This window comes from Enterococcus malodoratus (genome assembly GCF_027659535.1).
GTDB lineage: Bacteria > Bacillota > Bacilli > Lactobacillales > Enterococcaceae > Enterococcus_A > Enterococcus_A malodoratus.
Genome location: NZ_JAQDPG010000001.1, coordinates 509,098 through 524,151, shown reverse-complemented (window position 1 = coordinate 524,151; position 15,054 = coordinate 509,098). Strand labels below are relative to the sequence as shown.

Annotated in this window: 15 protein-coding genes; 11 read left to right on the top strand and 4 right to left on the bottom strand. The window is 38.8% G+C overall.

The features are described 5' to 3' along the window. Nucleotides 1-98 precede the first annotated feature (98 nt). The 3 genes from PGP85_RS02535 to PGP85_RS02525 all read left to right on the top strand — a co-directional run bounded on the left by PGP85_RS02535 (nt 99) and on the right by PGP85_RS02525 (nt 2,112). The gene (locus PGP85_RS02535) at nt 99-659 is read left to right on the top strand and encodes a DapH/DapD/GlmU-related protein (RefSeq protein ID WP_270325912.1); all 561 of its coding nucleotides are present in this window, start codon (nt 99-101) and stop codon (nt 657-659) included. 221 nt (nt 660-880) lie between these two features. Then, nucleotides 881-1,222 carry a cyclophilin-like fold protein gene (locus PGP85_RS02530; protein ID WP_251866900.1) on the top strand — a complete coding sequence of 114 codons (342 nt, stop codon included), beginning with the start codon at nt 881-883 and terminating at the stop codon, nt 1,220-1,222. 17 nt (nt 1,223-1,239) lie between these two features. Continuing rightward, nucleotides 1,240-2,112 (top strand): aldo/keto reductase, encoded by an 873-nt coding sequence (locus tag PGP85_RS02525; RefSeq protein WP_270325905.1) that lies wholly within the window; start codon nt 1,240-1,242, stop codon nt 2,110-2,112. Nucleotides 2,113-2,165: 53 nt separating this feature from the next. Here PGP85_RS02525 and PGP85_RS02520 read toward each other — a convergent pair whose 3' ends face one another. After that, complete coding sequence (locus PGP85_RS02520; protein ID WP_270325903.1) at nt 2,166-3,077, bottom strand: WxL domain-containing protein; 912 nt, start codon at nt 3,075-3,077, stop codon at nt 2,166-2,168. 352 nt (nt 3,078-3,429) lie between these two features. Between PGP85_RS02520 and PGP85_RS02515 the strand changes: the two genes are divergently transcribed. Both PGP85_RS02515 and PGP85_RS02510 read left to right on the top strand, forming a co-directional pair. Beyond that, entirely contained in the window at nt 3,430-4,119 is a 690-nt protein-coding gene (locus tag PGP85_RS02515) for a response regulator transcription factor (RefSeq protein WP_010742237.1), read from the top strand. Nucleotides 4,120-4,121: 2 nt separating this feature from the next. After that, nucleotides 4,122-5,159, top strand: coding sequence for a sensor histidine kinase (locus PGP85_RS02510; RefSeq protein WP_090407370.1), 1,038 nt, complete (start codon nt 4,122-4,124; stop codon nt 5,157-5,159). A 40-nt stretch (nt 5,160-5,199) separates the two neighbouring features. Here the strand turns inward: PGP85_RS02510 and PGP85_RS02505 are convergent, their stop codons facing one another. Together PGP85_RS02505 and PGP85_RS02500 are read right to left on the bottom strand one after the other, a co-directional pair. Beyond that, complete coding sequence (locus tag PGP85_RS02505; RefSeq protein ID WP_270325898.1) at nt 5,200-5,793, bottom strand: histidine phosphatase family protein; 594 nt, start codon at nt 5,791-5,793, stop codon at nt 5,200-5,202. Nucleotides 5,794-5,948: 155 nt separating this feature from the next. Beyond that, nucleotides 5,949-6,137, bottom strand: a complete 189-nt coding sequence (locus PGP85_RS02500) for a hypothetical protein (RefSeq protein ID WP_270325897.1) — start codon at nt 6,135-6,137, stop codon at nt 5,949-5,951. Nucleotides 6,138-6,544: 407 nt separating this feature from the next. Here PGP85_RS02500 and PGP85_RS02495 point away from each other — a divergent pair, with 407 nt between their 5' ends. The 4 genes from PGP85_RS02495 to PGP85_RS02480 all read left to right on the top strand — a co-directional run bounded on the left by PGP85_RS02495 (nt 6,545) and on the right by PGP85_RS02480 (nt 11,479). After that, the gene (locus tag PGP85_RS02495; RefSeq protein WP_270325895.1) at nt 6,545-8,515 is read left to right on the top strand and encodes a HelD family protein; all 1,971 of its coding nucleotides are present in this window, start codon (nt 6,545-6,547) and stop codon (nt 8,513-8,515) included. A gap of 15 nt (nt 8,516-8,530) precedes the next feature. Next, nucleotides 8,531-9,271: a MerR family transcriptional regulator gene (locus PGP85_RS02490; RefSeq protein ID WP_270325893.1), complete on the top strand. Its 741-nt coding sequence runs from the start codon at nt 8,531-8,533 to the stop codon at nt 9,269-9,271. Between the two features lie 192 nt (nt 9,272-9,463). Beyond that, nucleotides 9,464-10,879: a glycoside hydrolase family 1 protein gene (locus PGP85_RS02485; protein ID WP_270325891.1), complete on the top strand. Its 1,416-nt coding sequence runs from the start codon at nt 9,464-9,466 to the stop codon at nt 10,877-10,879. 198 nt (nt 10,880-11,077) lie between these two features. Then, nucleotides 11,078-11,479: a VOC family protein gene (locus PGP85_RS02480; protein ID WP_270325889.1), complete on the top strand. Its 402-nt coding sequence runs from the start codon at nt 11,078-11,080 to the stop codon at nt 11,477-11,479. A 53-nt stretch (nt 11,480-11,532) separates the two neighbouring features. Here the strand turns inward: PGP85_RS02480 and PGP85_RS02475 are convergent, their stop codons facing one another. After that, complete coding sequence (locus PGP85_RS02475; protein WP_270325887.1) at nt 11,533-12,147, bottom strand: GNAT family N-acetyltransferase; 615 nt, start codon at nt 12,145-12,147, stop codon at nt 11,533-11,535. Between the two features lie 113 nt (nt 12,148-12,260). Between PGP85_RS02475 and PGP85_RS02470 the strand changes: the two genes are divergently transcribed. Beyond that, nucleotides 12,261-13,244 carry a helix-turn-helix domain-containing protein gene (locus PGP85_RS02470; protein ID WP_270325886.1) on the top strand — a complete coding sequence of 328 codons (984 nt, stop codon included), beginning with the start codon at nt 12,261-12,263 and terminating at the stop codon, nt 13,242-13,244. 264 nt (nt 13,245-13,508) lie between these two features. Next, nucleotides 13,509-15,047, top strand: a complete 1,539-nt coding sequence (locus PGP85_RS02465) for a helix-turn-helix domain-containing protein (protein WP_270325884.1) — start codon at nt 13,509-13,511, stop codon at nt 15,045-15,047. Nucleotides 15,048-15,054: the final 7 nt, after the last annotated feature.

Genomic DNA, 15,054 nt, shown 5'->3' with positions numbered 1-15,054 from the left:
TATAACTAAAAACGATAGTTGGCTATTCGATATAAGTATTATTCATTGCAAGTATAGCGAAGTATACTAGAGTCAGCAACTAAAGGAGGGATGATTCGATGAATAAACATCAATTATTAGCGAAAATTCAAGGAATTGAAATTTTGCCAGGATCACATATTTATGACGAAATCCATGTATTGAAGGCCAACAATGAGCAGCTCGTTATGGAGATGAATGAAAAATATCATAAACCGGAAGAAATTCGAAGGTACTTGCAAGAGATTACTGGTAGGAGCATCGATGATTCTGTGACAGTCTCACAACCCTTTTATACAGACTTTGGTAAACATATCTCTTTTGGAAAAGACATTTTTATCAACCAAAATGTCACATTTGTCGATTTAGGCGGAATCGTGATTGAAGATTATGTATTGATTGGACCGATGTGCCGCATCATCTCCGTCAATCACTTGGTTGATCCTAAAAAGCGCAGAGGGTTGTCCGTAGCATCGGTCAAAATTGAAGAAAACGCTTGGCTGGGAGCGAATGTTACGATTCTTCCCGGTGTAACAGTCGGTAAAAATTCGATCGTTGCTGCAGACTCGACGGTCACCAAGGATGTTCCAGAAAATGTGATTGTGGCGGGTTCCCCTGCAAAAGTGATCAAAGAAATTTAGAGCTGCTGCTTTTTTACAGCATTTATTTCAAGTGTAAAGACACTAATACAATAGAAGCAAAAGGGGGACTGAGGGTGGTGAAGATGACATATTTTAGAAAAGCCCTTTTAATAAGTTTACTTGCTGCTTGCTTCGGTTTGCTAGGCGCTTGTGCTGAAAAGCAGTCCTCAGAAGTGAGTTCAAATGAAACCACTGTTAGCAGTAAAAAGGAGGACGGGGACATGATTCGATTACGAATAAATGGGACGGAATTCCATGTAGTTTTAGAAAAAAACTCAGCAGTAAAAAAGTTACAGGAAATATTGCCCGATACGTTCTCGATGAATGACCTGCATCAAAATGAGAAATACTATGACCTGTCCCAAAAACTGCCAACAAATGCACAACGAGTTGGAATGATTGAGGCAGGGGATGTCATGTTGTATGGTAATAGTACCTTGGTCATTTTTTATCACTCTTTCGAAACCAGTTATTCCTATACTAGGATCGGACGAATAAAAAATGAGGGGAATCTGGCGGACCAGCTGGGAAACGGCGCGCTAGAAGTTGAAAGAATCCATTAAGAAAGTAGGAAAAATTTATGTTAGAAGAATCATATACATTAACAAACGGCGTCAAGATACCCAAGATCGGTTATGGCACTTGGATGATTGATAACGATCAAGCAACTGAAAAAGTACTTGAAGCGATTAAACTTGGCTACCGTCATATCGATACGGCACAGGCTTATGAAAATGAAGAAGGCGTCGGGGCAGCGATTCAAGCTGCTGAACTGAAACGCGAAGAACTTTTTGTTACTACGAAACTTGCGGCTGAGATCAAGGATTATGCTGGCGCGGTCAAAGCAATTGAAGGTTCGTTAGAAAAGTTAGGACTGGATTACATTGACTTGATGATTATCCATAGTCCTAAACCATGGGCGGATTTTCAAAGCGACGATCATTATTTTGAAGGAAATGTTGCCGCATGGCGTGCACTAGAAGAAGCTTATCAAGCAGGGAATCTAAGAGCAATTGGTGTGTCCAATTTTGAAGTAGCGGATCTGGAAAATCTGTTAAAACATGCGACGATTAAGCCAATGGTCAATCAAGTACTGGCCCACATTGGTCAAACACCCTTTGAAGTGATCGATTATTCGCAAAAACATCAATTACTGGTTGAAGCCTATTCACCAATCGCTCATGGAGCGATGTTGCGAAGTGAAACGATCACTAGTCTTGCGAAGAAATACGAAGTGACAATTCCGCAATTAGCGATTCGCTATTGCTTGCAGCTAGATCTTTTGCCGCTGCCAAAAACAGAGAACCCCGAACATATGCAGAATAATGCAGATGTTGATTTCCAAATTTCGGACGAAGATATGGAGAAATTGAAGGCTCTGAATAGTGACTTTGATTATGGAAAAAGCAATGACACGCCTGTTTTCCGAAAAATTATGGACAAAAGAAAGTAAACGCAAAAAACGCCTGTCTCCGATAATGGAGCAGGCGTTTTTTACTTAGGAAATTATTGATTATTGATTGCACCGCGATTGGCATTGGCGTTAGCCATATTTGCTTGTGCATTCGCGTCATTTGCTAGCGTCCAAACAACATTGGCTTGGTAAACGCCGGCTTGAATATCTTCGTTTTTATTGATCATTAGGGTAGTTCCTTTTTGATCAATCATTGCCTTTGTTGTATCCATGCCCATTCCTTTAGCAGCGGTCAAGACTGGCTTAGCTTCGCCGTTCATACTATTGAGACTAGTTGAGGTTCCTTCAACACCATTTGCGCCCATCAGTTTTAGATTCAAAGTGGCATTCAATGTGTCGCCTTCTTTATCCATCAAGGGCGTAATAGCCGCAAATAACGACCAGCCCATACTTTTATCACTCATTGTTTTGTCGGTAACTTCGATCAAACCATCTTTATTACCGTCAAAGGCCATCTTTTCAGCACTTGTCCCTTTGCTGACTTTGTATCCATCGGCCATCAATGTAACATCGCCTTTTTTAACATCGTCCTTCATCGTATTGCTGAAAGAAATATTTGGGACACCGTCTAAACGCAGGGTAGCTTTAGCTGGTTGCTTTCCGGCTTTAGCTGGTTCTAGTTCAAAGGTTGTGCCTTTGGTCGTTTTAGAAACTTTTACTTGGATCGTTGAAATTGCACCGGCCGCACTGGTTCCCACACGCGGCCCAATATAGGTTGACCCGCCTGAAAAATACCCTTTATTCGCTTCCGGCATGGAAATGTTGTATTTTTTAGCCATTGTACTGCCGAGGGCTGCACCCATCGGATTTCGAGTTTCTTTATCTCCTTGAGTAAAGTTTGCCGCAGCATGGACATTTGTTGAATCTGCCTTGATGAAACCACCTAATGCGATGGTGCTTAAGGCCGTGACAGCTACTACTGTACCAAATTTTCTTGCGTTCATAGTAAAGACTCCTTTTTTTGTTTTTTGCGAGTTTCTCTTAACGGGTATAACTTTACGGCTGTGGGAATAAAAAAACAAAAGAGCTGTTCCTTAAGCAATTCATAACTGATAAAGGAAAAAAACAGTCTTTCGGATAACTCAACGGTTTAAGTTATTTTTGGTCAAAATAAAGAGTCGCGGTTATAGATTGTTGAATAAAATCAGCTATTATTTTTTCGGAATGATGCTTGCCAATTTAAGTATTTCAAATGAATCAATTAAGAAAGATTTAAGACTTAATTTACGCTAATTTATGAGTCAATCAGGTGCTTTTTTTCACAACCTGGATTACTATAAGCGTGAGGTGTATACTATGCAGAAAATATTAGTCGTAGATGATGAAAAAGCGATTTTAGATATTGTGTCACGTTATTTAGCAAGAGAAGGATATAAGGTTTTTGCGGCCGCAAACGGCAAAGAGGCTCTAACTTTTTTTCAAAAAGAATCCCTCGATTTGATTATTACCGATATCATGATGCCGGAAATGGACGGCTATGATTTTATTGAACAAGTATTGGAAAAAGATGAAGACACTCCATTTATTTTTGTCAGCGCGAAGGATCAAGAAAAAGACAAAATTTTTTCTTTGACCTTGGGGGCGGATGATTTCATTACAAAACCGTTTAGTCCTAGAGAGCTGACGCTACGGGTAAAAAATATTTTGCGGCGAGTGGGCAGTAAAGAAGAACGTGCTGGAAACGCGATCGAAGAGGGGCCCTTTCGGATTGATGAGGAAAAGTTCAAAGCTTCGCTCTATGATCGTCCATTGGAATTATCTATCAAGGAATTTCAGTTGCTGCTATTATTTCTAAAAAACTTAGGCAAGGTTTTTCCTAAATCGGAGTTGTATGAAAAAATCTGGCATTCAGAATATTTTGATGATGCCAATACATTGAATGTTCATATTCATAGCTTAAGAGAAAAGTTGGAAAAGGTTGCTGATGAACGACCTTACCCGCACATTCAGACTGTCTGGGGTTTAGGTTACAAAATGGAGGGCTAGCGATGAAATTACGGAATATGTTGATCTTGTCCTTTCTTACTTCAAGTATAGTGGTGGTTTTGATTGTCTGGTTCAGTATTAGTAAAATGTATCTGACAGATTACGATGGCTATTTGATCATCGGTATTACCATCTTAGCGAACATTTTAGGAACGATCATCGGATTATTTTCACTGCGAAATACGTTTCATTCGTTAGATAAGTTAAGCAAACAAACGAAAGTTATTAAGGAAAATCAATTCACTGAAATCCAGTTAGAGCACGCGCCTAAAGAGTTGCAGACTCTGGCAGATGACTTTAATGAAATGGTTGCTGCTTTAGCTGATAGCTTTACGGCGTTGGAAAAAAGTGAACAGGATAAAAGCAATCTGGTTGCGCAGCTGGGGCATGACATCAAAACACCTATTACGGCCATCAAAAATCAAATTGAAGCGATTCAAGATGGCGTCATTTCAAAGGAGGAGATTGACCAAACTTTGGATCAAATGGCGTTTCAAGTCGAGCGGCTGAGTTCGTTAACGAAACAGTTAATGGAGATTACGATTATGGAAAAAGCCTTGCCTCAAAGCCCCGCAAATCAGGAGCAAAAGGTTTGGCTGGATCAGTTTTTATTGAAGTTGTTATCTAGCTTTGATTACATATTAAGGAAGAAGCAGCAAAAACTTACACTTCAAGTCGACCCGAAAGTGAAGACCTTAATGACCGACGAAGGAAAATTGAATCGAATTTTAACTAATTTGATCGAAAATGCCAGCAAGTATTCTCCCGCCAATACGACGATCTATTTGAAAATCGAAGCTGTGAATGGACAAATCATTTTTTCAATCAAGGATGAAGGGATTGGGATCAAAACCATTGATCAGCAAAAAATCTTTGATCGGCTCTATCGAGTAGAAAAATCAAGGAACCCAGAAACCGGCGGCTCAGGATTGGGCCTTTATATCAGTAAAAGTTTAACCGAGCAGCTAAAAGGCGAGTTGAAGGTAGAAAGTGATTATGGAAATGGCAGTATTTTTCGTCTGATGCTGCCAGAAATATAAAAAAACCGCAACGATCTGCTATTCGATCGTTGCGGTTTTTTTATAAGATACTTTGTTTTGTGGCAGGGTCGATAATATCCTCTAATTGAAATTGCTGATTCTCATAGGTTAGGACAAATATCGAGCAATTCGGAAAGGCTCTGATCAAATCATTTGGATCACCTTCCCAGATCGTTTGTAGAAAGCTGACGCAGGCACCATTATGAGAAATAACTAGAACATTCTGATGATCCTCGCGCTCCATAATCTGATGCAGAGTCTTGACCATTCGTTCTTGAACGAGCGTCATTGATTCACCGCCGAATTGCAAATAGAAGGAGTCGTAATACTCTTGTCCTTCCGGCTGTAAAAACTGCTGTTCACCCTCAAAAGAGCCGAACCCCATTTCTTTTAATTCCTTCAGACGCTGATAATTTTTATTTTCGGTAATAATTTCTAATGTATCACTGGCACGTTCTTGGGTAGAAGAGTAAAGCTGATCAAATTGGATATTATTTTCTTGAAAATATTGACGTGCCAGCTGCGCTTGCTGAATGCCGCGCTCGGTCAGAGGAGAATCGCAGGAGCCTTGGATTTTTTTTAATTGATTAAAAAGTGTTTCGCCATGCCGCATTAAAAATAATTTCTTTTTCATTCCAAACCTCCATTTAGTTCATTATATAAATACTATCAAAATGCGGGTGAAAGCGCATCACTAATTTGGAAGATAGTTTTTGGGGAAGACTGAACTAGAAAAGATATCCTTTCAGATATAGTAAAATAAATAAGAAGCCTAGCAGAATTTTTCTGCTAGGCTTCTTTGGTGAAATAATCAAAATTGAGCGTCCTTTTATGCCAACCAGCTAAAGCAAAGATCACCGAAATTAGGCGAACATAGATGAACCCGGTGTCGGGAAACATCTTGATTGCGGGATAATCACCGTTGAATGTTACATAGTTAAGGTACATTTCTGGGTGTGGTCCGTCTCTAGTATCCATTTTTCTTCCTCCTTGTTTGAAATAGTCTGTTCTATGTACTTTGCTGTGAGCGCAGCCTATATAAGTCATTCTATAGAGGAAAGGCGAAATGAACAAATTCATAAAACGTAAAAATTTGCAGTTGTTTTTATGTTTTATGAGCAAAAAACAGATTTTATCAAATTGAGAATTTAAGTCTTTTGTGTACATAAAATAATTATGTTTACTAGAATCGTAAATATCTGATTAATCTCAAAGGTTGGTATCTGCTTAGGTCGAATAATACAACTTGTACAATGAATCGGTCGAGGAGTTATGGAATGGGGTATTCCGTTTTTTTCGATGTTTTTTTATTTTTAAACCCTCCACTATAACACCATACCTGATCTGATTTGCTAAGATGAAGTCTGACGAAAGGGGAGGATTGTATGAGTTCGATCAATGAGACGAATTATTTGGCCACGGTAAAGAACAAACTAGAGAGTAAGATTGCAGAAGTTGAGAACACTTTGGATATGAATGAAGCCAATTATAAAGAGCTGAAACACTACACGATTGATTATAAAAATGAGTTGGACAAATATGAAGTGTACAATCACCATCAAAATTTGAAATTCATCGACAGCCGCAGCGTACTGGAATCAAATGTACTGAAGAAATTAAACTATCAAAAGAATACACCTTATTTCAGTAAGATTGCATTTCAGTTTTCAGAGGAAGAAGAAGTGGAGGATTTTTACATCGGCCGTTATGGATTTGCGGATCGTTTCGGCGAACAATTGATTTATGATTGGCGGGCTCCCATCTCGTCCCTCTATTATGATTTTTCCTTGGGCGATGCCTATTACGAGTCCCACGGTCGAGAATTTCACGGAAAATTGCGTTTGAAACGACAATTTGAAATTAAGAATGGCACGATCAGTTTTATGGTCGATACGAATGATGCAATCAATGATGAACTGCTCATGCGTGAGCTGGGTAAGAGTACCTCGAATGAAATGAAAACAATCATCCATACGATTCAAAAGGAACAAAATGCGGCGATAAGAGACACGAAAACTAAAAATTTGATCATCCAAGGTGTTGCCGGTTCGGGGAAGACATCGATTGCGCTTCATCGCATGGCTTATCTGCTCTATCAAAAAAAGGACGAATTAGCCGCTTCGGATATTCTGATCGTTTCACCAAATCAAGTCTTCGCGGATTATATCTCCACCGTTCTACCCGAGTTGGGGGAAGACGAGCTGCCGCAAGTGGACATAGTAAACTTGGGCTCAATGTTTCTTGACGAAAAATACCAAGTGACTGATCGCCACGATGAATTGAAAGCGGTACTGGAAAATCCTAAGTCTAAACAAGCTGAAAATTATAGATACAAACAATCGAAAGAATTTTTTAACCAGTTACGGAAACATTTCGAAAACTTGAAGGAACGCCTTGCTTCAACAGAAATAGTCGTTGACGATCAACGGTTTACGTCAGAAGAGATCGGTCGCTTTGTTGAACAGCAGTCAGGAAAAAGTTTAACCGAAATCATTCAGGAAGTTTCGCGATTGCTTAGCAGACAAGTATCAGAATTAAGACGTGAAAAAATTTCAAAGCGGTTGGAGCAAATCTTCAGGAAAAGGATTGGTACAACGGGAAGTCTATCTGATTATTATCAATTTTTAGCCACAAAGAACTTGGAACATGGGACGACAGGCAATCTCATTAATTATTCCGATTTATTTCCTTACCTGTTTTTCAAGTCGATGATCGAAGGGATCAAACCTAATAAACAAATTCAGCACTTGGTGATCGATGAAATGCAAGATTATTCTTTGCTGCAGCTTTCGGTTATTGATCGGTTATTTCCTTGTCAAAAAACGATTTGCGGCGATATTCATCAATCATTGATTCCGACGGATAATGACTTTCTGATAGAAATTCAAAATCTGCTCCCAAACGCAAGGCTATTAAAATTCAATACGAGTTACCGTTCAAGTTTTGAAATCATGGCATTTGCTAAACGATTTATCGCGGCGGAGGATCTACAACCTGTGGAACGGCATGGGAAAGATGTCGAAGTTCTTCCATATGAGAAAAAACTGCTGGCGCAAAAAATTGCAGAGTTCAAGCAAAGCAGCTATGGATCTTGTGGTATAATTTGTCAGAATTGGCAGGAGGCGGCACAGATCGAAGCAGATTTTCCTCACGAGAATTTGATTCGTTTTGAAAAGGATACTAAGAGAATTACTGAAGGTATCATTATTACTACTGCTCAATTTGCCAAAGGGTTAGAGTTTGATCAAGTAATTTTACCGGATATTCAAGCGCGTCAAATGAATCAGAAAAGCACGATTCTCTATACCAGTTGTTCGCGCGCGCTGCACGAATTAACACTCTTGATTAACGATTAATTGAAGGGGCTTGCGATGAAAACTTATAGAACTTCGGAGGTAGCGAAAATCGTCGGCTTACATCCGAATACGATTCGCCGTTATGAGGAGTGGGAGTTGATTCCTATTCCTCCAAGAGCGGAAAATGGCTACCGTGTTTTTACTGATTATCATATTGAGACAATCAAAATTGCTCAAATCGCTTTTCAGATCGAAGTACTGCAATCAGGTTTGCGAATCACAATGGTGGATATGGTAAAGGCTATAGCACGTTATGATTTTGTAACGGCTCAAGCATTGCTTGATCGTTATCTTAAGTTAGTGGATCAGGAAATAAACGAGGCAACAGATGTCATCGAAGTGGCAGAAAGCATCCTTGCAGGAAAAAACGATGGGACGGAAATATTTCTGACCAGAAGTGAGGCCGCGGAGTATTTAGGCGTTACCTCGGAGGCATTGCGAAACTGGGAGCGAAACGGTCTGCTTGCAGTTAAAAGAAGCAAGAATAACTATCGGATTTATGATAGTGAAGACCTTAAGCGCTTAAAAATCATTCGAACCCTGAGAGGAGCCAAATATTCTTTGGCGGCGATTTTGCGAATGCTGAACGCGATCAATCAAGAAAGACAGGACATCAAATCATTGTTGAATCCAACGGAGCCAGACGACAGTATTATTACCGCTTGTGATAATTTAATCGACTCTTTGGAAAAAGCGAAGAAGAATGCTTGTGAATTAAAACAGCGGGTCAAAGAAATGCAGGAACGTTTTTTTTAGCCTGAAAAAGCGTTTGCATTTTTTTGATTCGTAATGCTATAATTCAATTAGAAATGAATACAAATGGATAGTGATTGCATCAAGCAAGCTAAACCTGTTAGCAAATTACGCGTGAAGAACGCTTATTTGTTGGCGGGTTTTTGACGTTTTATGCGAAAAACTACCAAATCAAATAGAAAAGAGGCATTATAAATGGGATTTCCAAAAGACTTTTTATGGGGCGGCGCAACCGCTGCGAATCAATGTGAGGGCGCTTGGGATGTTGGCGGAAAAGGCGAAAGTATTCCTGACCACATGCGAGCTGGCGGTCTTAACAAACATCGGGTAATGACCCCAACGATTGAACCGGACGACTATTACCCAAATCACGATGGGATCGATTTTTACCATCGTTATAAAGAAGACATCGCGTTGTTTGCGGAAATGGGATTCAAGGTCTTTCGTTTGAGTATCGCTTGGTCGCGGATTTTTCCAAAAGGCGATGAGACAGAACCCAATGAAGAAGGGTTGGCTTTCTATGATCAGGTTTTTGATGAATGTAAAAAGTACGGTATTGAACCATTGGTCACTATCAGTCATTTTGAATTACCCTATGCATTAGCAGAAAATTATGGCGGCTTTGCCAATCGTAAAACAATTGACTTCTTTGTTAACTATGCGACAGTATTATTTGATCGTTACAAAGATACAGTAAAATATTGGCTGACATTTAATGAAATAAACTTTGGGACATTGCCATTAGGCGGTAGAAACCTATTGGGAATTCTGGACGAAGAGGATAATGAAGCACGCCGATTCCAAGCGCTGCACCATATGTTTATTGCTAGTGCCAAAGCCGTAAAAATCGGACATGAGATCAATCCGAATTTCCAAATTGGCTGTATGCTAGCCTACATGATGATGTACCCGTTAACATGCAAACCAGAAGACGCTTTGGCTAGTCAAGAATTAGTAAAAAAACTGAACTGGTTCTGCGGTGATGTACAGGTCAAAGGAAAGTATCCTTATTATATGAAGAATTATTTCGCTAAACATGATATCCAAATAGAATTTGAAGCAGGCGACGAAGAAATTTTGCAAGAGGGGACTGTTGATTATTATACCTTCTCTTATTATATGACTAGTTGCGCTACCGCTAATATTGAAGAAAGCGGTGATCGTGTCGGCGGGAATTTATTCGGTGGAGTAAAAAATAATTATTTGGAGACCAGCGAATGGGGCTGGCAGATTGATCCAGTTGGGCTGCGATTTACCTTAAATGAGTTGTACGATCGTTATGAAATTCCTTTGATGATCGTTGAAAACGGATTGGGAGCAGTTGATAAAGTCGAGGCGGATGGTTCGATTCATGATGATTATCGCATCGATTACGTTCGTCGCCACATTGTTGAAATGGGCAAAGCGATACAAGATGGCGTTGATTTGATTGGCTATACTCCGTGGGGCTGTATTGATCTCGTTTCTGGCGGAACGGGTGAAATGTCAAAACGCTATGGCTTTATTTATGTCGATAAAGACGATAAAGGAAATGGCAGCTTTGATCGCAGTCGAAAAGACAGCTTCTATTGGTACAAAAAAGTGATTGAGTCAAATGGGGAAGAACTATAATCGTACGACATGAAAAGGGAAGTCATTTGACTTCCCTTTTTGTGTTTTCCTATTCCTTATAGACGTGAAAAATGAATCGTTTCTTTTAATAAAGTTTTATTGGTAAAATCATTTCGTTACACTTTATACAAGCGTTTTCTTTGTTTTAGTATTGCGAATCTTGCATAATATAAGAAAAATTTGATTGGAGTGAATAATATGTCAACGATAGTATTTACTAATTTTCCTGTAAAAGATGTAAAAGCCTCCACAGAGTTTTATGAAAAGTTGGGATTTAAGAAGAATGAAGATTTCTCCAACGAGCATTCTAGTTCAATGGTCTGGGACGATACTTTTTGGATTATGGTATTGGATTATGAATTTTACGGATTGTTTTTAAAAGATAAAGAGATTGCGGATACAAAAACTAAGAGCGGATCATTAACGGCCTTTTCGGTAGAGAGCCCAGATGTTGTCAGAGAAATTGCGGAAGCGGCCAGAGCTAATGGCGGCGATTATTTTACGGTCGATATGGGGATTCCTGAGGATCAGATGTTTAGTTTAGAAGTATTGGATCTTGATGGAAATCAATTTGAACCTGTTTGGATGGAAATGTCTTAAAAACTGAAATAAAAAGATAAGCGGCCGTTCGGAAGAGCGGCTGCTTATCTTTTTTAGTTTGGTCGTTTGATGAAACAGTATTCGGCGAATGGAACATTCGGGCTTGTATGATACTCGATCAATTCAAAACCAAAGTGCTGATAGATTGGAACATTCGCTTCGGTCATTGTTTCTAACACAATATCTTTATTCTCCTTTTGACACTCATCTATGACTGTTGTCAGCATTTTTCGCAAGACACCAGTTCCTCTAGCCTCTTTTGCAACAGCAATCATTGAGATGTAGTGACTGTTTTTTGAATGTTTTTTATGCCAAGCGATGGGTGAATGAATCTCTGCGATAAATTTGTTTTGTGCTAATAGCCTTTTTCGATCGTCTTTTGATATTTCTTTTAAAAGTTTTCTAGACGGCAGGGAATAGATCATTTGGTGAAACAGAGTGAATTTTTTTGATGGAATACTACTGATGAGCCCATGAATTGGATTACCGCATACTTTGAGCTCCCCATACCTTAGAAATAGTGAAACTTCTGCCTGAACGAACTTTCTCAGTACCGTTTCAGAATCAGTGAGGTCTTCGGATAAAAAAATAAAATGTTCAAGCGGTGAAAATTGGTCATAAATAAAATCAACAATTTCTGGTAAATCGGCGATTGTGGCATTTCTCATAAGATCACTCCTCAATTTATTACTTGTTCATTTAGTATAGATAACTTACACTGGAAGAAATCAAAAATTACACTATAGAGGAATTAATCGACTGGAAAGAAGCGAGGACAATTATGGAAGGTGAAATTTTTCGTCAATTAAGAAAAGACCGCAGGATGAGTATGGGAGATGTATCAGATGAGGTAAACAGTCTTTCTTTTATCAGTAAATTTGAAAATGGACTTTCGAATATTAGTTTTCACCGGCTCGAACATTTATTGGAAAGAATCAATGTAACATTAGAAGAGTTTCTTTACTTGCGATCAAAAAGTGATAATGTCGGGATATACGATTATCTATCCGATCGGCCGTTTTTCATGACCGGCAAGTTCACGTTCTACTTGAATCAAATCTTTAAATATAATGACGAAGTGAATCAATCTCGAAATTTTGCGGAAGGTATCAATCAGTTGAATGAGCTGAAGAAGACGATTCAGGGAGAAACGCAAAGTGAAGAATTTTTACAAATCTTATGTCAATTATTGAGTTTAAGTTATCAATTGAATGATGAACGGGATCAAGGAATAGAAGTAAATGTGGACGCTTTATTCGCTAAACTTCAAACATTATCAGCGCCCGTAGTGAATCATTTATATAGTGTCGATAACTGGGGGGGATTTGAAGTCTTGCTCTTTCGCTTTTTTCAATTCAGCTTTCCGGTGTCGACTGTTCATCAGTTATTACGGACGGCCGTTTCACGAACTCAAAAAGAAGCTGGCGTACAGCTAATGCAACGGATGAAATTTGAGTTATTGTTTGGCACTTGCGCGACGTTCATCAATTTCCGGAAATTGCCTTGGGCGAGAGAAGTATTAGAGGAAACGGAATCCTTGCTTCACGATCAAGGAGACTTATTAAATAGTACAAAACTGCTTTTTTATCAAGGATGGTTGAGGATTGTTTCAGGTTCAATCACTGCTGGGAAGCAAAGCTGTGAGCAGGCGATTTCGATTTTTCGCATATTGAAGCAGCCGGCATTGCAGATAATGTATGAAAATATGCTTCAGGCAATTTTGACGAATCGTGAGAATCTCAATGACGGCTTCATTTTTTCCTGAAATAATGTGGCAATTTTCTGCTGACTTTATGATTAAGGGAAAAAGTAACTATAAAAACGTTTGTATTTCAAGATGCACCCATTTACCGGGTGTATCTTTTTTTTGTAAAAAGGTCCGGAAATTAAAATAAAATGAATTTTCTTTAATTCATTATCTTCGAAAATTAGAATAATAGATTAAAAGTGAGCATTAAAATATCGCTTTTCTAAAATTTTTATTATCCTTAATAAGATGAAATCGTTGCAATAAAAAAGGGATGAGCAGATGAAAGCAAGAAAAAAAGATTTTTTTGAAGAGTTATTTGATCGCGGAACATTTCTTCAACGAAGAATGGTTTTGCTGCTGAGCAAAACCAATGGGCGCTGGGTGAGCAGACAATGGATAAGTGACTCGTTAGGAATCAGCAAGCACACAACTGTGGGTGTACTTAATGATTTGCAGGAAAAAATTGAGAACTTAAATACTAGTCAATTTTCTTTTCAATTGTCTAAAGGAAAAGGAGTCCGGCTTTTCATAAAAAGGGACGCCGATGTCTACCAGCTAGTCACTGAAATCGTGAAAGAGTGTTCAACCGTCAAGCTGCTTGAAGCATTGATAACGGATGAGTTTGAGAATGTTCGGCATTATGCTTTGAAATATTTTATCAGTGAGTCTACCGTCCGAAGGGACCTGAGCAAAGTCCAACCGTTGTTGGATCGCTATGGGATTGAGATCAGCCGTGAAAGTTTTCAGCTGATAGGCGAGGAATATCAGATTCGAATGTTTTTAGTGATCTTTTTTTGGAGTATCTATCGGGGAAATAGCTGGCCATTCCCGCACATCGATGAAGAACGAGTCGAACAGTTTGTTGATCATATGCTTGATAGTGGATTTACGGTTTATCCGAATATTCCCTATGCCTATAAGAAACAGCTCGCATATATTTTTGCGGAAGCGATTATTCGAACTAGAAAAGGTCATATTTTGAAAATGCCTCAACCCTTAGAAGACCAAATCACGACAAACACGTTATACTCCGGCTTTAAAGAAATCATGACCAGTGAGCATGGAGTAATTAATACAAGAGACTCAGAGATTCCTTTCTTCTTTTTAGTGTGGGTGTCTATGTCTAAAACAATTGATGTTTTTAAAGAACCGCTTGTGGATGAGTTGATGCGGCAGCAAGCAGCACAACAGACACAGATTTACGCTGCGACGGAATTGATGGTGACTAGATTTCAAAAAGAATTCTTTCCTATTAAAGAGGAGGATTTGTGGCGTTTTCGTTCTTACATACTAAGCGCTCATTTCTTTGCAAAATATTTTAAAGGATTTAATACAGACATGACGGGAAATACGTACAAGGCTATCTTCAAAGAGCGCTATCCTCAGTTAATTAAGAAAACACGTACATTCGTTGAACGTTTATATGAGGAATCGGCGAATCCCATCTTTCTAGAGCTTGATTTTTTACTGATTCCTTATTTGAAAAACATTCTATTTTTAGCCGATCCATGCCGGTATGAGGTTCCAATTTCGATTTTGGTAGAAAGTGATATGCCTAGTTTAATGACGAAAAATTTTATTCGTCAGCTTTCTGGATACTTTAATTATCTTTACAATCTATCCATCAATGATGTTTTTGAGACAACTGAAACCAATGTGGACATTTTACTAACGACGTCTACATTGAAAGACATGACAAGCGTTTATCCAGAAGCTCAGATTGTTGTAGTGGGAAAAAGTTTATTAATGAATGACCTTGAACGGATCAATGAAGTTTTGGAGCAGGTCGCAACAAAAAAACAAGACGAATCAAACTAAAGTTCCA